General features: G+C 60.9%; 15 protein-coding genes. 8 read left to right on the forward strand and 7 right to left on the reverse strand.

The genetic code is table 11. The features are described from left to right. Window positions 1-16 precede the first annotated feature (16 nt). Genes CIT31_RS25910 through CIT31_RS25930 form a run of 5 tightly spaced genes read left to right on the forward strand, consistent with a single transcriptional unit; the run spans window position 17 to window position 5,188 of the window. Window positions 17-1,795: a bifunctional alpha/beta hydrolase/class I SAM-dependent methyltransferase gene (locus CIT31_RS25910; RefSeq protein ID WP_095520923.1), complete on the forward strand. Its 1,779-nt coding sequence runs from the start codon at window positions 17-19 to the stop codon at window positions 1,793-1,795. A 2-nt stretch (window positions 1,796-1,797) separates the two neighbouring features. Then, window positions 1,798-3,150, forward strand: a complete 1,353-nt coding sequence (locus CIT31_RS25915) for a phosphatase PAP2/dual specificity phosphatase family protein (protein ID WP_095520924.1) — start codon at window positions 1,798-1,800, stop codon at window positions 3,148-3,150. Then, complete coding sequence (locus tag CIT31_RS25920; RefSeq protein WP_095520925.1) at window positions 3,147-3,575, forward strand: hypothetical protein; 429 nt, start codon at window positions 3,147-3,149, stop codon at window positions 3,573-3,575. Before CIT31_RS25915 ends, CIT31_RS25920 begins: the two co-directional genes overlap by 4 nt. Before the next feature lie 8 nt (window positions 3,576-3,583). Then, entirely contained in the window at window positions 3,584-4,246 is a 663-nt protein-coding gene (locus CIT31_RS25925; RefSeq protein ID WP_065008659.1) for a lysophospholipid acyltransferase family protein, read from the forward strand. Between the two features lie 12 nt (window positions 4,247-4,258). Next, window positions 4,259-5,188, forward strand: a complete 930-nt coding sequence (locus CIT31_RS25930; RefSeq protein WP_095520926.1) for a phosphatidate cytidylyltransferase — start codon at window positions 4,259-4,261, stop codon at window positions 5,186-5,188. Between the two features lie 181 nt (window positions 5,189-5,369). On the opposite strand, the gene CIT31_RS25935 is transcribed toward CIT31_RS25930, so the two are convergent. Together CIT31_RS25935 and CIT31_RS25940 are read right to left on the reverse strand one after the other, a co-directional pair. Then, complete coding sequence (locus tag CIT31_RS25935) at window positions 5,370-6,851, reverse strand: glycoside hydrolase 5 family protein (protein ID WP_206073414.1); 1,482 nt, start codon at window positions 6,849-6,851, stop codon at window positions 5,370-5,372. A gap of 482 nt (window positions 6,852-7,333) precedes the next feature. Further along, window positions 7,334-8,257 carry a glycoside hydrolase family protein gene (locus CIT31_RS25940; RefSeq protein WP_095520927.1) on the reverse strand — a complete coding sequence of 308 codons (924 nt, stop codon included), beginning with the start codon at window positions 8,255-8,257 and terminating at the stop codon, window positions 7,334-7,336. Between the two features lie 404 nt (window positions 8,258-8,661). Between CIT31_RS25940 and CIT31_RS25945 the strand changes: the two genes are divergently transcribed. Both CIT31_RS25945 and glf read left to right on the forward strand, forming a co-directional pair. Further along, a complete protein-coding gene (locus tag CIT31_RS25945) occupies window positions 8,662-9,834 on the forward strand; it encodes a glycosyltransferase (RefSeq protein ID WP_095521010.1) in 1,173 nt (390 codons plus the stop codon). 2 nt (window positions 9,835-9,836) lie between these two features. Next, on the forward strand, window positions 9,837-11,006 hold the full coding sequence (glf, locus tag CIT31_RS25950) for a UDP-galactopyranose mutase (RefSeq protein ID WP_095520928.1): 1,170 nt from the start codon (window positions 9,837-9,839) through the stop codon (window positions 11,004-11,006). 24 nt (window positions 11,007-11,030) lie between these two features. Here glf and CIT31_RS25955 read toward each other — a convergent pair whose 3' ends face one another. Both CIT31_RS25955 and CIT31_RS25965 read right to left on the reverse strand, forming a co-directional pair. Then, a complete protein-coding gene (locus tag CIT31_RS25955) occupies window positions 11,031-12,179 on the reverse strand; it encodes a glycoside hydrolase family 1 protein (RefSeq protein WP_095520929.1) in 1,149 nt (382 codons plus the stop codon). A 1,030-nt stretch (window positions 12,180-13,209) separates the two neighbouring features. Then, a complete protein-coding gene (locus CIT31_RS25965) occupies window positions 13,210-13,470 on the reverse strand; it encodes a hypothetical protein (RefSeq protein ID WP_095520931.1) in 261 nt (86 codons plus the stop codon). Window positions 13,471-13,760: 290 nt separating this feature from the next. Between CIT31_RS25965 and CIT31_RS25970 the strand changes: the two genes are divergently transcribed. After that, window positions 13,761-14,930 carry an extracellular catalytic domain type 1 short-chain-length polyhydroxyalkanoate depolymerase gene (locus CIT31_RS25970; RefSeq protein ID WP_165778561.1) on the forward strand — a complete coding sequence of 390 codons (1,170 nt, stop codon included), beginning with the start codon at window positions 13,761-13,763 and terminating at the stop codon, window positions 14,928-14,930. Between the two features lie 87 nt (window positions 14,931-15,017). On the opposite strand, the gene CIT31_RS25975 is transcribed toward CIT31_RS25970, so the two are convergent. The 3 genes from CIT31_RS25975 to CIT31_RS25990 all read right to left on the reverse strand — a co-directional run bounded on the left by CIT31_RS25975 (window position 15,018) and on the right by CIT31_RS25990 (window position 17,470). Continuing rightward, window positions 15,018-15,620, reverse strand: a complete 603-nt coding sequence (locus CIT31_RS25975; protein WP_095520933.1) for a general stress protein — start codon at window positions 15,618-15,620, stop codon at window positions 15,018-15,020. A 21-nt stretch (window positions 15,621-15,641) separates the two neighbouring features. Beyond that, window positions 15,642-16,394, reverse strand: a complete 753-nt coding sequence (locus CIT31_RS25980) for a DUF4142 domain-containing protein (RefSeq protein ID WP_095520934.1) — start codon at window positions 16,392-16,394, stop codon at window positions 15,642-15,644. Window positions 16,395-17,182: 788 nt separating this feature from the next. Next, window positions 17,183-17,470 (reverse strand): DUF982 domain-containing protein, encoded by a 288-nt coding sequence (locus CIT31_RS25990; protein ID WP_342586957.1) that lies wholly within the window; start codon window positions 17,468-17,470, stop codon window positions 17,183-17,185. Window positions 17,471-17,917 lie beyond the last annotated feature (447 nt).

A 17,917-nucleotide genomic window follows, 5' to 3' on the forward strand; every position in this document is an offset into this window, starting at 1 on the left:
CCGCCAGGGGAACAACATGCTTCATGAACCAACGATTGCCGCTTCCGCAAGTGAGCAGCGGGTGGCGCAGGAGCGCACCTTCCGCACGCATGACGGCACCGAGATCTTCTACCGCTACTGGCCGGCGGTCGGGCGACCTGCCAAGGGCGCGGTCCTGCTGTTCCACCGCGGCCACGAGCATGGCGGCCGCATGGCGCATCTGGTCGACGAACTCGACATGCCCGACCATGCCTTTTATGCCTGGGACGCGCGCGGCAATGGCCGCTCGGCCGGCGAACGCGGCTATGCGCCGTCCTTTGCCGCGCTGGTGCGCGACATCGATTGTTTCGTGCGCGAGATCGGCAGAGACGGGTTCGGCCAGCGCGACATCGCGCTGATCGCCCAATCGTTCGGCGCGGTGCTCGCCGCCGCCTGGGTGCATGATTATGCACCGCAAATTCGCGCTGTGGTGCTGGCCTCGCCGGCCTTTTCGGTCAAGCTCTACGTGCCCTTCGCCAAGCAAGGCATTGCGCTGTGGCAGAAGATCAAGGGCCGCTTCTTCGTCAATTCCTACGTCAAGGCCAAGTTCCTGACGCATGACCCCAAGCGCATCGTCTCCTTCGAGGCCGATCCGCTGATCACGCGGCCGATCGCGTCCAACATCCTGGTCGAGCTCTACGATCACGCCGCGCGTATCGTCGCCGACGCCCGCGCCATCACCGTGCCGACGCAATTGCTGATCTCCGGCAGCGATTGGGTGGTGCGGCATGGACCTCAGCACGAGTTCTTCGTCAATCTCGCCAGCCCGGCCAAGGAGCGGCATGTGCTGCCCGGCTTCTTCCACGACACGCTCGGCGAACGCGAACGCCGCAAGGCACTCGATCTGATCAAGCCGTTCCTCGAAAGACAGTTCGCGACCCCGGAGAAGCCGGTCGACCTGACCGCGGCCGACCGCGCCGGCTTCACACGCGACGAGGCCGACCGGCTCGCCTCGCCGCTCGCCCTGCTGTCGCCGAGGGGCCTCTACTGGGCAATGAGCCGCGCCTCGATCCGCATGGGCGCCTGGCTGTCGTCAGGCATGAAGACGGGAATTGCCACCGGCTTCGATTCCGGCTCGACTCTCGACTATGTCTACGAGAACGAGGCGCGGGGCCACGGTCCGCTCGGCCGCATGATCGACCGCACCTTTCTCGACGCCATCGGCTGGCGCGGCATCCGCCAGCGCAAGCTGCACCTGGAAGAGCTGATCGGCAGCGCCACTCGGACGCTGAAGGCCGGCCGGCCGGTCCATATCGTCGATATCGCCGCCGGCCACGGCCGCTATGTGCTCGACGCCGTCGCCAAATGCACTGAGCCGCCGGCCAGCGTGCGGCTGCAGGATTTTTCCGACCTCAACGTTTCGCTCGGCCGCAAGCTGATCGCCGAGCGGCACCTGCCGACCAGCGTCTCGTTCCACCAGGCCGACGCATTCGACGCCCAAATGCTGGCCGGGCTCGATCCGGCGCCGGACCTGGCCATCGTCTCCGGGCTTTACGAATTGTTTGCCGACAACGCCATGATCGCCCGCTCGCTCGGCGGGCTGGCCAAGGCGATGCAGCCCGGCAGCCTGCTTCTCTACACCAACCAGCCCTGGCATCCGCAGCTCGAAATGATCGCGCGCAGCCTGACCTCGCATCGCGGCGGCCAGGCCTGGGTGATGCGCCGGCGCACGCAAGGCGAGATGGACCAGCTGGCGGCGGCGGCCGGCTTCGAAAAGCTCGACCAGCGCATCGACCAGTGGGGCATCTTCACCGTCTCGATCGCGCGGCGCGTCTGAGCATGGTCTTGCCAGTCCTTGGCGCCGCCGTTGCCGCGGCCCCTGCCCTTTCTGCCTCCGAGCGCGAGCCGTACGCCGGAATCGTGCTGCGCGCTGCGTTGTGGCTGGCGTTTCTGGCGCCGTTCTTCTACGTGACCTACGGCTTCGCCAACTGGCTGGCCTCGCAGCGCGACGATGTCGGCAGCATCGTCTTTGCCTGGGAGCGCGGCATCCCGTTCATCGCCTGGACGATCGTGCCCTATTGGTCGATCAACCTGTTCTACGGCCTGTCGCTGCTGTTGAACGACACCAAGCGCGGCGTCGACCGGCTCGCCGGCCGTTACCTCACGGCGCAGATCATCGCCGTCGCCTGTTTCATCCTTTTCCCGCTGACGGCGACCTTCATGCGGCCGCAGACATCAGGCCTGCCAGGGTTCATGTTCGCGGTGCTCGGCGGCTTCGACAAGCCGTTCAACCAGGCGCCGTCGCTGCACATCGCGCTGCTTGTCATCATCTGGGATCATTGGCGCTGTCGGCTCAAAGGCCTGGCCGCCATCGTCTGGCACGTCTGGTGTTTCCTGATCGGCGCCTCGGTGCTGACGACATGGCAGCACCATGTCATCGATATCCCGACCGGCGCTTTGCTCGGCTTCTTCGCCCTGTGGCTGTTCCCGCGCGACGGCGAATTGCCGTTCGCCGGCTTCCGGCTGACCGCCGATCCCAATGCACGGCGGCTGGCGCTGTTCTACGCGCTCGTCGCAGCGCTGGCACTGGCCGGCGCCGTTGCCGGCGCCTTCGTCTCGGCGCTGTGGCTCATCCTGCTGTGGCCGGCGCTGGCGCTGGCCATCGTCGCCTTCGCCTATGTCGGAGCCGGCGCCAAAGTGTTCCAGAAAGCGGCCGATGGCAGCGTCTCGCTGGCCAGCCGTGTTTTGCTGCTGCCTTACCGGCTTGGCGCCAGGATCAATGTGTGGGCGTGGACGCGCAAGCTGCCGCCGCATGTCGCGATCGCCGACGGCGTCTTCCTCGGTCGCTTTCCGACTGCCGCCGAGGCCGACGCTTTCGGCACGGTAATCGACCTTGCCGGCGAGTTGGAAAGCCCGCGCGGCGTCACCTGCCGCTGGACGGCTGTCGCCATGGTCGATCTTTTGCCGCCCTCGCAAGCGGCGCAAACGCAAGCGGTGGCGGCGATCGAGGCGGCCCGCGGCCACGGCACCGTGCTGGTCTGCTGCGCGCTCGGCTTCCAGCGCAGCGCCGCCATCGTCGCCAACTGGCTGGTTGCGAGCGGTCGCTCGCCAACGCCGGCGCAGGCGCATAAGCGGCTAACGGCATCGGGCCGTCCGGTGCATCTTCGGATCGCGGCGGACGAGCCGGCATGAGTGCCCATCGAGACAAAGCCGAGGCCTTCGCCGCCAGCCTGATGACGCAGGCGGTGTGGCCGCTGCTGCTGGTGCTGACCGCGTTGGTGGCCGCGCCGTTCATTGCCGTGGCAGCGCAGCCGCAGACGACGACGCTGGCGTCGGCGGCCTGGCTGGTGGCGGCAGCGAGCGGCATGGTCACCCTCGCCGTCTCGGCCCTGCTTGTCTTCGACGCGCTGCTGTTCTGGCTGATGGCGAGCCACATCAGCGAAGCCGCCGGCGGTGCCTCGGTCGACGACGTGCTGGCGCGCATGCGCGTTAAACCGGCCGCTGCCGGCATCCGCTCGCTCGACCGGCGCATCGCGGGCACGCAGCGCCTGCTGATGAAGGAGCGCATCGCACTCGGCCTGTTCGTGGCGGCATCCGCTGTCGCCTTGTCTTTCTGAGCCGGACGATGAGCAAGCTCGGCACAAGGACTTTCACCCTGCTGCAGACCGTGACCTCGGTCGGCCTATCGGCGCTGGCCTGGGCGGTGACCGGGGTGCGGCCGATCTGGAACGGCAGCAAGCCGTCGGACCGGCAGCGCATCTACTTCGCCAACCATGCCAGCCACGGCGATTTCATCCTGCTGTCTGCCTGCCTCAGCGAGAAGGAGCGCGCCCGCACCCATGCCGTCGCTGCCGCCGACTATTGGGGAAAATCACGGCTGCGCCGGTTCATCGCGCAGGACATGCTTTCCTCGGTGCTCATCCACCGGCAGTGGATCGATGAGGCTCAGAATCCGATCTCGATCATGCTGTCGGTGCTCGACGAGGGCCATTCGCTAATCATCTTCCCCGAAGGCACGCGCAACATGACAGACGAGCCACTGCTGCCGTTCCGCTCCGGCCTCTATAATCTCTCGATGGCGCGGCCCGACGTCGAACTCATCCCGTGCTGGATCGAGAACATGTCGCGGGTGCTGCCCAAGGGCCAATTCGTGCCGGTGCCGCTGCTCTGCCGCGTGGTCTTCGGCGCGCCGATCGCCATTGCGCCCGGCGAGGAACGCCGGGCCTTTCTCGACCGCGCCCGCAAGGCGCTGCTTGCGCTCAATCCCCGCCCGCTAAAAGACGACTAGAACAACATGCCAATGCACGAGACCCTCATTCTGGTTGTCGGCCTCACTGCGGTGCTGACCACCGCAAGCCTGGTTGCCGGCATCCTGTCGTGGCGCGCGCCGAAGCCGCTGTCCTCGACGCTAGTCAACCTCAACCAGCGCATCAACGCCTGGTGGGTTATGGTCGTGGCGATCACCGTCGCCTTCTTCTTCGGCCGCTCCGGCATGACCATCCTGTTCGCGCTGATCTCGTTTGCGGCCTTGCGTGAATTCGTGACGCTGACGCACAGCCGCCGCAGCGACCATTGGGTGCTGCTCGGCATGTTCGGCATCATCATCCCGTTCCAGTACTGGCTGGTGTGGACCGCGTGGTACGGCCTCTTCACCATCTTCATCCCGGTCTACTGTTTCCTGCTGATGCCTGCGATCACCGCGCTTCATGGCGACACCGAGCGCTTTCTCGAGCGCGTCTCGGCGCAGCAATGGGCCGTCATGATCTCGGTCTACTGCGTCAGCCACGTGCCGGCGCTGCTGACGCTCGAGGTGCCCGGCTTCGAGGGCCGCAATTTGTTGCTGATCGCATTCCTGATCATCACCGTGCAAGGCAGCGACGTGCTGCAATACATCTTCGGCAAGCTGTTCGGCAGGCACTTGATGTCGCCGAAGGTTTCGCCGTCGAAGACCTGGGAAGGGCTGGTCGGCGGGCTGGCCACGTCGAGCCTGCTTGGCGCGCTGCTGTCGTTCCTGACACCGTTTTCGCCGCTCCAGGCGGCGGGCGTCGCCTTCATGGCCTGCTTGATGGGATTCCTCGGCGGACTGGTCGCCTCCGCCATCAAGCGCGATCAGGGGGTGAAGGACTGGGGCCATCTGATCGAGGGACATGGCGGCATGATGGACCGCGCCGACAGCCTGGTCTTCGCCGCCCCGGTTTTCTTCCACACCGTGCGCTATTTCTGGACGTGACAGCGGCCTGCAGCCTTATTTTGCAGCCGCAAGCGGCGCTTTCTTGACAGCCGGCGGCGAATACGTTGCCTGCCGCAACCTGCGGATCCCTCGACCACGCTACCCCTTCGAGTCCTGTCGCAGGTCGTGCGAGATATTTCCCGTGGCTCTGCTTGGACCAACGGGACCGCGGATGAAATAGTTATGGCGCAGCCAGAACGCCTCGGCGGATGGCAAGGGCGACATCGGCGGAGAACGGCGGCACATCAAGCTTCAGCCAGCCGTCCGAATTCGCTTGCCAATCCGCCGTTTGCCTGCCGGCAGTGGTATCCCAGGCGATGACGCGATAGGTGCCGCGAGCCAACCCGGGCAGCTCCAAATTGACCGGAACCGGCGCAGCGCCGGCGCGAAGCATACCGTTCCCCCCGATCGTGTCGCGGCGAACCAGCCAGACCACTGCCTGGGAATCGTCCCCGCAGGCAACAGCCGCGGCGTCGGGACCGGAAATCCGCATCTTGTTGCCGAGATGGGCACGCCGGAACGAAACCCAGTCGATCAGAGGGAGGAAATCGGCCAGCGAACGCTGCGCCCGCCGCATGCCGGGGGTGAGCACGTGCGGGGTGCGGTTTGGCCACCGCATGCCGCCACCCGCGCCCCCCGCCGCCAGGTGAGCCCATTGCAAATGGCGGAAATATTCATCATCGAAAGGTTCCGGAAGCGTGATTTTCTTGTCCTTGAATGAGTGGATCGGGCCGTGCTCGGAATCGAGAAAAGGGCGGCCGTCACGGATTTCGCCGAGCGCCTCTCCGACGATCCGCGCCATGCCGAGCGCCGGCGCCACCGTGTCACTGGGGTCATCGATCGTGCCCTCCTCGTAGAGATGGAGGGAGGCGAAGTCGAGGTCTGGGTGGCGGAAGATCGGCCCGGGCAGCGGCATGTGGGGCCGCCAGCGAAGCTCAGGTCCGAACAGCGAGACGGTCTGCGGGTGAGAGCGGCCGTAAAGTGACGTTTCCAGCCGGCGCACAAAATCGCTGAGATCATGGATGAAGGCGCCGAAGCCATCCGCGCTGCCCTGAGCCTGCTCGGGATGGATCTCGTTCCAGAGGTCCCATGCGAAGAAGGCTCCGCTGCCGCTCCATCTGCGAACCACGAATTCCAGCCTTGCCTTGATTGCGCGGCGCGTCTCGACGCAGATCAGGAATCGCGACGGGTGGTCCAGCACGCCTCCGTTATTGCGGTTGTAGGGGTGGTGGCGCCAGTGCAGCCACTGCCAGAACGTATCAAAGGGGGTGAGCAGGATTCTCAAGCCCTGTTTTTCGCAAAGACGAAAGAGGTCGTCCCACAATTGCACCATTGCCGGCACGAAGCGGCCCTGCGGCTTCTCGAAGTAGCGGTGGCGAACCTGGGCATATTCCAGCATCAGCCTGAGGCAGGTGACGCCGCTTTCCTTCAGCCAACGGAGATGATTTTCCACGCCGGCCATATCAGCGCGCCGGAACAGGCCATTGAGTTCGGGCCAGCTTACCGCATCATTGTGCCCGATCGGCGTCCATGCCTCGCCGTCCTCGGTTGCGAAATAGGAACCGGCTAACTTGATCCAAGGCAGGCCGGCAGCCGATCTCGGCGCAGAGTCTTCCACTTCCCCGACCAGCGGTATCGCCAATCTAATATCGTTCAAAGGCATGCCCCGAATTTCGTCCCCGGAGCGGTATAACTGCCGCGGTGGCAAAATGTTTCGCCGGGTTGGCAGGCCAACGGACTGTCATCTATTTGCAGTGCAAGGATGCCTGCCCTAGTCGCAGGGAAGGAACATCTCCTTCTCCTAAGCGACGGCCTCGAAGGCCTGACGCACCTCCGGTGGGGCTACCCCGTCCCAAACCCATCTATGCAGGAACTGATCGCTTTCTTCCACTCAGGCCCCCTCTTAGGCAGTCATGAGTTGCTAAGGCTCCCTCGACGTGGTTGATCCCCAGGCAATCCAGGTCTCGGTCGATCCTGACGAAGAACCAGCCAGGACGCGATCATGGCCCGTAGTTTGCTGCGCCCTTGCGGCAGAGCCGGCCTTGCGATCACCGTTACGTTATGGACTATCGCTATGGACGATCGCAGGAACGCGAATGAAATAGTCATGGCACAGCCACGACGCCTCGGCCCCGGTCGTCCCTGTTAGGCGACTCGTGAAAGGACTTGCTGATCCAGGTCGCACCTAGCCAGTCCGAAACGCCAGCGATGGTTCGTTGCCTCACGTCTGCTCTGGTAAAACAAGGTCAGTTTCCCGCCCTCGATCATTACCGTCGAATGGCCGTTCTCCCCAGGCTCACCAGGATCCAGCACGGGGCCGACCGACACGTAGGGACCCTGGACGTCGTCGGCGATGGCGAAGAATACGCGCTGACGACTTCCGCGCGGACCCTCGGGAAGGAAGCAGGTGGCGTTGAGAAGCACGCGACCGTCGGGCAGTTCGACCAGTTGGGCGCCCTCGATCCCCCATTCGTAGTCCGGATGCTCGCGCGCATTGTGATGGGGAACGTCGAGATGGTCCAATATCTTGCCGAGACGTTTCCACGGCCCGAACCAGGAATCGGATTGGCTGCGCGCCAGATAGACGTCAGGCTGCGGCACCCTGGTGAATTTAGGCATGCCTGAATAGACGATGTAGCGCTTGCCGCCGATGATCGCCGGATGGGGATCATAGATCCCGTCCTCATCGGTGCCCGGCAGGGACAATATCGCCGGTTTCAGCACCACCCAGTTGAAGCCATCATTGGAAACCGCATGTTCACAACGTCCGCCCGACTTCATGAATTCGGTCTGGATAAACATATGGAAGACGCCGCATTCATGAATGACGCCGGGCGCCGCTATGCCCGATCCGGTTACCGGCAAGTCGAGCGCCTCATGCTCAGTCCACGGCCCATAAAGGTCCGGAGCCGTGGCATGTAGTATTTTCCAGCTCTCGGTCGTGACAGTGCCGCTGGAACCGAAGACGTGCCAAACCTCGCCGTCGAACACTGGACAAGGATCCTTCAGATCATCCACGGACTGCGGGTGAAACAACGGAAAGACGTTGGTTTCAAAGTTGAACTTCATTCCTTGCGGCTCTCTCACGGTGGCTGCCCTCTTCGGCCATCTGTGGCGACCAAAACGAATCATGCGCGGCTCATTAACTCTTATACCTGCGCTCATGAATGGTTGTTGAACGATTGAGCGGATTTCAGCCGTTCTGTGGCAATGCGCCACATTTGGCGAGATATGAAGCTGCAAGCGCCTCCGCCTTGGCCGAGGCGACGTGTCCGTCGGGTGTTGGTAGCAGCGCCGCTTCTCTTCGAACAATTGCGCAAGTGGCCGGCTCGGCGGCTACAGCCAATTAAAATCCGTGGAACAACTTACTCAAATAAAAGTTAGATGTGCGGATAAAGGTTTCATCAGGAGCGCGCTTCGATTAACATATGTTAATCTGGAGATTAAAAGCTATAACTAAAGAGGCTTCTTACATGAAAATAGCGGGTTGCAAAAAAAATAAATCGAATATGCCCATAAAATCGTCTATTATACTTTGCTTCTCTCACCTCAGGTGGGATTTCGTACACCAACGCCCGCAGCATATTCTGACGCACGCCTCAAAACAGCAGCAGCTAATTTACTTTGAGGAGCCGGTCTACGAGGAAATACGCTATCCTTCGATGCGGGTGAACGATCGATCTGCAATGATCACAATCGTAACCCCGGTTCTTCCGGCCGGCATTTCCGCAACAAAGGCAGACGCTATCCAGCGCAGATTCGTCGACCAGATCGTCAACTCAACTCCGCATGACCGGCTGACTAAATGGTACTACACGCCCATGGCGCTGCGTTTCAGTGACCATATAGCTTGCGATGTATGCGTCTACGACTGCATGGATGAACTCTCCGCCTTCAAGAACGCACCGGCAGAGTTGACGCAGATGGAAAAGGCGCTGTTCCAGCGCGCTGATGTCGTGTTCACGGGCGGGCAGAGTCTGTACGAGGCCAAGCGAAGCCTCCATAAGTCGATCTTTCCCTTCCCAAGCAGCATCGACGTTGCGCATTTTCACAAAGCAAGAGAGCCCGGCGATGACCCTGTAGACCAGGCAGACATACCTCACCCGAGAGTGGGCTTCTTCGGCGTGATCGACGAACGGCTCGACGTTGAAATGATCGCACAGGCGGCTGCGGCAATGCCCGACGTGCATTTCGTCATGCTTGGCCCGGTGGTCAAGATCGACCCGCTCAGCCTGCCGAGCGCAAGCAACTTGCATTGGCTGGGTGCCAAATCCTACGCCGACCTGCCTCGCTATCTCAGGCACTGGAGCGCCGGCTGGATGCCCTTCGCGCTCAACGAGGCGACACGCTATATCAGCCCGACCAAAACTCCTGAGTTCCTGGCCGCCGGACTGCCGGTGGTCTCCACGGCGATTGTGGACGTCGTGCGCACCTATGGCGCCGAAGGCCTGGTCGACATTGTTGACGCCGAAGACATCGAAACCAAGCTTCGGTCCCTTCTGTCACGTCCCCGGAATTTCCTGTTGAAGGAAGTCGATGCCTACCTCGCCAACATGTCCTGGGAACGAACGTGGGACGCAATGGCTGCCCATATCCAGCGCGCCTATGCAATGAAAAGCATTGTGCCTTTGCGCCGGGGAGCCTGACCATGTTCGATTGGTTGATTGTCGGCGCCGGCTTCGCTGGCAGCGTGCTCGCCGAACGTATCGCATCGCAACGGCAGGAAAGCGTCCTGCTCATCGACCGGCGAAATCACATCGGCGGCAACGCCTATGACTGTTACGACGAAGCTGGAATTCTGGTCCACCGCTATGGGCCGCATATATTCCACACCAACGCCCGATCGATCATAGACTACCTCTCGCAGTTCACCGAATGGAGGCCTTACGAACATCGCGTACTGTCTTCGGTCGACGGAAAACTGCTGCCGATACCGATCAACCTGGACACGATCAATCGCCTGTACGATCTTGAATTGACGCCCGAGCAGTTGGAGGAGTTCTTCGCATCCCGGCGAGAAACGGTCGAGGAAGTCCGGACCGCCGAAGATGTGGTTGTGAGCACCGTTGGCAGGGAGCTCTACGAAAAATTCTTTCGCGGCTACACAAGGAAGCAGTGGGGTGTCGATCCGGCCCAACTAAGCAAGTCCGTGACTGCGCGGGTCCCTACGCGGATCAACCGCGATGATCGCTACTTTGGCGACACTTTCCAGAATATGCCGGCTGGCGGGTATACACGCATGTTTCATCGCATGCTGGACAACCCAAGGATCAAGATCATGCTGCAAACCGATTATCGCGAAATTCGCGACACGATCCCCTTTCAGCGGATGATCTACACCGGGCCGATCGATGAATATTTCGACTGGAGCCTTGGTCGTCTGCCTTATCGGTCACTGCGGTTCGAGCACGTGACGCTTGATTGCGAGCAGTTTCAGCCGGTCGCCGTTATCAATTATCCGCAGACGGAAAACTATACCCGCATTACCGAGTACAAGCATCTGACCGGTCAGCAGAGCCCGAAGACCAGCCTGACTTACGAATATCCAACCGATATCGGCGATCCCTATTACCCAGTGCCGCGGGCGGAAAACGAGGCGCTGTACAAACGCTATGAAGCACTGGCAGCGGCGTGCCCCGAAGTGTGGTTCGTCGGGCGCCTGGCCACGTACCGCTACTACAATATGGATCAGGTCGTCGGTCAGGGTCTGGCGACGTTCGCGCGCATTCAACAGAGCCTGCCGGCAAACGGCACGGTGCCGATGCTTACGCAGCGGACGATGCTCGGCCAACATTCGGAGCAGTTCCCCACCTACTGACGTGGCCCGCCCCTTCTTCGACCGCTACGAAACACCCGCCGCGAACAGTGTGCGCTGGCGCTCCAATTCATTTGCAACCGGCTGGCGAAGACTGCGCGAACCGTCGGCATGAATCGTGGAGAATAAGCCGACTTCCGCGTGGCGCGAATTGTCCCAGCCGGGATACGCAGTCACCGGGTACAGACATATACCCTGAATCGGGGCACCACGGCTCATTGCGTCGCGGACCTCGTCGCAAACATAATGGAGCCATGCCGGCCGGCCTGATCCTTCAGCGCCTGTCTCGGCGATGAACATGGGCTTTCTGTAGCGCTGTGCGACTTCGACCAACATGTCGGAAAGCGCCCGATATTCGTGGTGGCCCATCGGTATCGTTGGCCCCTGAAAGTACCATTGGTTGTGCGGATAAAAGTTAAGCCCGATGACGTCGACACAGTCCTCGGTGCCGCCCAATTCGGGCTCGGCACGGCCCGTCAGCATGTCATAGGCTTCAAACTGGCCCTGACGAACATTTTCCGCGCGCCGCTGCTCGGCACGACTACGGTCACGGGGAGCAACATGGATTAGCGGTTCAGCCCATATGAACCGGCAATCAGGTTCGGCATCGCGCATCGCCTTGACGCCCGCAACCGCTGCCCTCACAAGCTGTCGCTTGAACCATCCCCGCTTCTTCGGCCCCACGCGTGGGAAATAGCCGACCTCTATCGCCCATGCGAAAAATGAGATCTCATTGATCGGGCACACCAAGGGAGCCACTCCTGTGATGGAGCGATGGACCCGGACAGCTTCAGCGGCGAAGCGGACATAGGCTTCTGTAAAGTCTGGGGCGCCTTGGTCTACGTGATCTGGTGAGCCATAGTGGAAGATATCCCAGACGACCTGCACCCCCGCCGCGTGAGCCGCTTCGATCATTGAGATCCAACCCGACCAGTCGAACACTCCTGGCGCAGTTTCAATCAGGTGCCAGCGCAAGCCGTCGCGGATCGTGCGAAGCCCAAGGGCAGCACAGCTGCGATAGTCGCCGAGAGCGTGTTTGTCGTGTGCGGTTGCGCGAATCAAATCGAGGCGCACTCCGTCGCCGCGCCGATGCGAGGAACATTCGAAGCCAGCCATGAAGAAGCTGGCAAACTCGGACGGATATTCGCCCGGCGGACGCGCCGGCTCGTCGCTCATCCGTGCGACCCGTCGGCCAAGGCTCGCGCCAGCGCTCCCGCTAGGCGATCGACCGTTGCCAGTTCCGGCCCCCACCACAATTTCATTCGGGCCGCCATCGCGTCGCCTCTGAGTGGTACGGGTGCAAGCGTCGAATGTTGACGAAGCGAGCGCGAGCGGGGGCGAGTCCAGGTGTTGTCGGTGAGCAGAGGTCGACCTCAGGATGACAGACTGGCGCTCTCAAGCCGAGCCTCGTTGATCGTCGTCGCGCTCCATAGTCCCTCCTAACGGAATCCGAGGAAGGAGAAGATCGCAAGCACGACAACGATAAAGCCGATGAGATGGCGCAATCTCCCCCACATTGCGTACCGAACTCGCCTGCGACCGTGAGGTTCCCCTTCGGTTGAAATATTTCTGGTTGGGCGGGCGACCCGCCAACTTGGCATTTCTGCTCTGTACCTGCGGCAAGTTTGCGCCTCACCAACCAAGAGCGCCATGGCCCCTTCCTTTGGCAGTCAGCGGCTGGCTCTAGCCCAGTTCGGCGGTGATACTGACTTGCGGCCCAGTCGGCGCCGCTGTCTCGCTACGCAGACGCCAGGTCGGCGGACAGACGTCAGGAATGCGCCAGAGATGATTATGAGGTTCGCGCTCTCGCCGCCTTGTTCCGCGCTCACTTTGCAGCGGCAAGCGGCGTGGCTGGATACGGTAACGATGCAGGTTTCACGGCCTATGCGGCCGAAGCCGGCTATACAGTGCCTCCCAGGGACGATCGCGGCTGCACGTTAGCGCGGCAGCGCCTATATCGATGGCACATATGGAATGCGCTTTCCCGACGACGGTCGAGCCGCCATCTGGTGTAGTACGTTCGGGCACATGCACCGCTCGTGAACCGCGCAAGGTAAGGGTGTCGCCGTCGATCGCCATCGAGACGCTTTCTCCCACCCTGGGCATCGCCTGAAAAGGCACTTCATCTATGTCGTTGCAGCCAAAACGGCCGATGTGGATCACTGTGCGAAGCCCGTGCACTGGGGAAGGGATAAATCCTGGAGCACTACTTGTGGTCGATGCGACCAAACGGCGCTAGCTCAAGCGCTGCGACGCTCCTCCGAAAAACGCCCTCGCTTTTCCATCTCAGCCACAGCATCGCTTCACCCTTCAGCCCGTTCTGAAAAAGCATTATCAACGTACAGGTTACGGACTCGACGCCTTCGGGTGGATCACTCTTATCAAAGGCCGGACATATCCGGTCGAAAACCCTTTGCGAGGAGCTTAGCTCTTCGGGTGAAACCGGGGCTTGCTCGAACAATCTCATCAAAACCTCCGGCCTCGAATTGGCAAAAGTACGATGTTCGCTCACCGGATGCCACGACATCGCCCGGCGACAATGGGATTTGTAGGCTCTCGTAGCGGGTGGGCAATTACATTTGATGCGTAAGTTCCATGACCCGCAAGAAATGCGCGGCGCACGTGAACGCGCCGGTAGCCGAAGGCATACCTACGAAAATTCCTGACTTCTCATTAACATTGTGCAGTGCAGCAATTTGCTGCATCTACGTTGAATCCACCGCCGCTGTGTCGGCCACGGCAACCAAGGATAGCAATTTGCGAAACATACCGGATACAATCGCCCGTCTTACGATCCTTCGCGCTCGTCAACCTCTGTGGGAAGCGACAAACGATAAGGATCGGTTATCCGATTTGACCGGGTTCGGTTCCAATCCTGGTGCTTTGCGGGCTCGCGTCTATGTTCCCGCCAAATTGCCCGAGGGCGCCGCACTCGTCGTCGTGTTGCATGGCTGTACGCAGAGCGCGACCGGCTACGATCATGGTTCCGGATGGTCGCTACTGGCTGAGCAGGAAGGGTTCGCGGTTCTGTTTCCCGAGCAGCAACGCGCCAACAACGCAAATCTCTGTTTCAACTGGTTTGTCCCAGGAGACATCCGACGCGACAGCGGGGAAGCGCTATCCATACGCCAGATGGTTGAGGCACTGGTCGTCGCGCACAAGATCGATCGAGAGCGCATCTTTGTTACAAAACTTTCTGCGGGAGGCGCCATGACGTCCGTGATGCTCTCTGTCTATCCGGATGTGTTCGCCGGCGGCGCGATCATCGCCGGCCTTGCCTATGGCAGTGCGACGACGATTCCTGAGGCCTTCGACCGTGTGCGCGGCCATGGCGGCCCGTCTGAACAGGAACTGCCACGGCTTGTGCGTGCGGCCTCATCACACAAAGGTCCGTGGCCGACAGTATCGATCTGGCATGGGACAGCGGACAACACCGTTGTCCCTTTCAACGCTGATGCAATCCTGGTGCAATGGCAAGGCGTTCATTCCACAGACGCTAACCCAAAACGCTCGGAAACCGTCGATGGGCATATGCGGCAGGTCTGGTGTGACACGAGCGGGAGAGAGCTGATCGAAAAATTCAGCATCGCGGGCATGGGCCATGGCGCACCACTGAAGACGCCCGGCGACAATGGCCTCGGCAGCGCGGGGCCTTTCATGCTGGATGTAGGGATATCCTCGACCCGCCATATCGCCTGCTTCTGGGGCATTATGGAGACAGGAGCGCAAGGCTCAAGGACAAAGATCTCCGCCGATGCCGCAACCCTTTCTGGAACCATACTCCAGCCGGCCGCGAAACGGAGGAAAAACCGCGGGCGGACCACGTTGTCGCGGCAAGAAAGACGGCCGCTCAATGCGGTTGGTTCGCAAGCCGATGTTACGAAAGTCATCGAGGACGCGCTGCGGGCGGCTGGCTTGATGCAGTAGGAGGGATCCAGCGGCCGCAAAGTCAACTCTGAGGACTATGAAGAGGGAGAGAATTCCCCGCTACCTCTCGGCAGCGGGGTTCCTCGATCAAAGGCGGTTGCCGTCACGGGCACGGTCGCGCTCGATCTCGTCGGGGGTATAGTCTCCCGCATCGGCGTCGAATCCCGTCCAACCACCCGCCTCGTAGTCCCTGCGACGTTCGGCTACATCGACAGATCTGGATTGACTGAGGATCTGCTCGACGCTCGGCACGAGCTCGTCCGCGACTTTGGCCGTGACCAGGGTCCCGCCACGTCGGATGCCCTCTGCGTAAACATGTGCATCGCTTTCCGGCACGCCGGCGTCCGTAAGGGCGCCGATGATTCCGCCGGCAGCACCGCCCACCGCAGCTCCGGCAAGTGCACCTACGGCGGTGGCGGCAAGCCATCCTGCCGCCACGACCGGTCCGACGCCCGGAATGGCCATGATGCCCAGCCCTGTCAGCAACCCCCCAGCGCCACCTACCACCGCTCCTATTCCCGCGCCTCCGGCGGCATCTTCAGCGGCCTCAGAGCGGTCTTCACCATACCAACCGCTCGAATTGTTTGCGACGATGCTGATATCAGAAGCCGGGACTCCCGCTGCTTCCAGTTCGTCGACGGCATAGGATGCGTCGTCATAGTTGTCGAATAGTCCAGTTACTGTTTTCATTTGCGTCTCTCCTTGGATTTTTCAGTTCTTGCCAGAAACGATGTTGCCCTGATAGTCGAGCGCTATTGGAGTGTTCTTCCCGTCCTTGCTCGCCTGACCGCGCCAAATGCCCTGGTCATCCTTGGTGAGCTTGGATACGTTCGAGTAGCCTGCATCCTGGATACGGTCCTTCGCTTGGTCCTCGGTGAAGCTGTTTGCGCCGGGTACTGGGGCGGATGGACTTGGGGTGTCGGTCGTTTTGACCGCCGGCGTTGTTGAGTTCGCTGCTGAGGAAGAATCGGTGCTTGTTGTGGCAATCTTTTCGATCATCTCCTTGTGCATTTTGAGCGTCGGCAATGTCTCTTGGGCGAATGCCTTAAGCGGTGCGTTGTCGCCGTCCTTCGCATATTGTTCGAACAGAGAAACCGCGTCGGCATGCGCACTCCGCTGCATCTCGACGTAAGGCTGATCAAGGGGCGCCGCGGCGTCCCGAAGCTTCTGCAACTCCGACTTATGGCGGGCGTCGAGGTCGACGGGAAGCTGCAGCTTCTGCTCGCCGGCGATCGACTCCAGCTTGGCGTTAGCTGCGTTGTGATCCTCGATCATCTTTTGTGCGAATTCTTTGACGTTCTGGTCGGTGACCTTGTCCTGAGCGATCTTGCTCGAGTCGACTTCGAATCTGCCGCCGACAGCGGCCTTGTCGACGAAGTCCTGCGCGTTTTCAGCAGCGAAAGCGGGCATTGCCAGAACAATGGAAACAGAAGCGAGTGAAACGAGTAGGTGTCGCGTTTTCATGGATTTTTCCTTGTTAGTGCACGAGTGTGCAATGAAGGCTAACAAGCCAATGATCGCTTTGTTCCGGCGGCAAAGAGATATGTCTGAGGGCCAGAGTCGCACGCCAAATTCTCACCCGTGCGGCGACTACAATGAGCCAAAGCCCATTGGCCAGGAAAAGGCCTGCATTGATACTGCACCTCTACCGTCACGCCTCCAGACCATTGCTGCTCGAAGCGCGGTGTTTTTGTCTTGGCCCCCTCGCAGCAACAGCCGCAACAAACGCCTTCGCCGCCGCGTCACACATCGTCCGCGAAGGCCCGTTGGAAAAAAGAATGACCTTGGCGGCCCTTAGCGAAAGACCATGCTTTTTCGCGAAGAACTCAACCTCATACGAGTGGTTCTCGGAGGCGGGGTCGGGGTTTCTCTTTATCTTGACCATACGAACTTTGTACGCCGAGTATAAATCCTGGCTATATCAAATGTTAACGCTGAAGCGGATTGGCGCGGCACTATGACGGGGCCCATGAGGAAACGCGGCGCGCGTTTTCTTAATCCTGGACTTCTACGCACATGCCTCAAGACAATCGGTGATCCAGCGGTCGTAGTGACCGACTTGGCTGATGAGGCGATGAGGGGGCGGGTGCAGAGCATCGCCAGCGACGAGATCGACTAAAGGACCGAATGCGTTGCGAAGTGATTATCCATCCGTTTCACCTACGTCACGGAGAGCACTCGGAGAGCACTCAGGGCTCCATGACACACCGTTCTCCTCCCGGAAACGGAAGCACGCGCAGACAAGCTCGCGACTAGTTTGGCGCGCTAAGAGAATCCAATATCCGAAGACTCGCACTTGGCTTATGGGGTCTAAGCAGACGTTGCTGCCGAGCCGCCTTCTCAAACGCACTGAAGGCGATGTCTGGCCTACAGATTCCTTCCCCTGCCGCTGCGAGAAGGCGAGCAGCCTCCCTGTAGACGTCTGCCTCTTTATTCGGCCATTGCCCGGCCAGTGCTTGCTCAGCCTCGCTGATCGATGTCACCTGCATCGATCGTCCATCTACAAAGCGGACCAAAAGCGGTAGAAACTTGCCCATCATGCACACACGCCGTTTTGCGAGATCGACACAACGCGACCCTCGCAAACTGGTTGCACCGGGGAACGCTGTTTCCTTGCAACAATCGCACTTTCACATTGGTGTGCAGCGGGTGCCCTTGGGAATAAATCTTCGCGTGCTGTCGCCGTCGATCTGAAACTGCCGAGCGTGATTTGACGTCCGATCAGTTGGAGTTCTTCGCTTTGGCACCGGCGAGGACGTCGTCGTACGATCCCTGATTGGCGCCATGGAAGCGGTCGGCAAGATACCCCCCCATCAGACTGCCTTATCCCAATGCCCGTGAGCACCCGGATTACGAATTGGGGGTGTCGAAGGGGCCGAGCTGGTTGAAGGGCCTGACGGACCCGTGCTTCGCAACGCCACCTGCTTCCTTTCCCTTTAGATGCGCCATTTCGGATGCAACCTTGCTTCTATGCGCCCGTCAGCGGC

It is taken from the genome of Mesorhizobium wenxiniae (assembly GCF_002284535.1).
Taxonomy (GTDB): Bacteria; Pseudomonadota; Alphaproteobacteria; order Rhizobiales; family Rhizobiaceae; genus Mesorhizobium; species Mesorhizobium wenxiniae.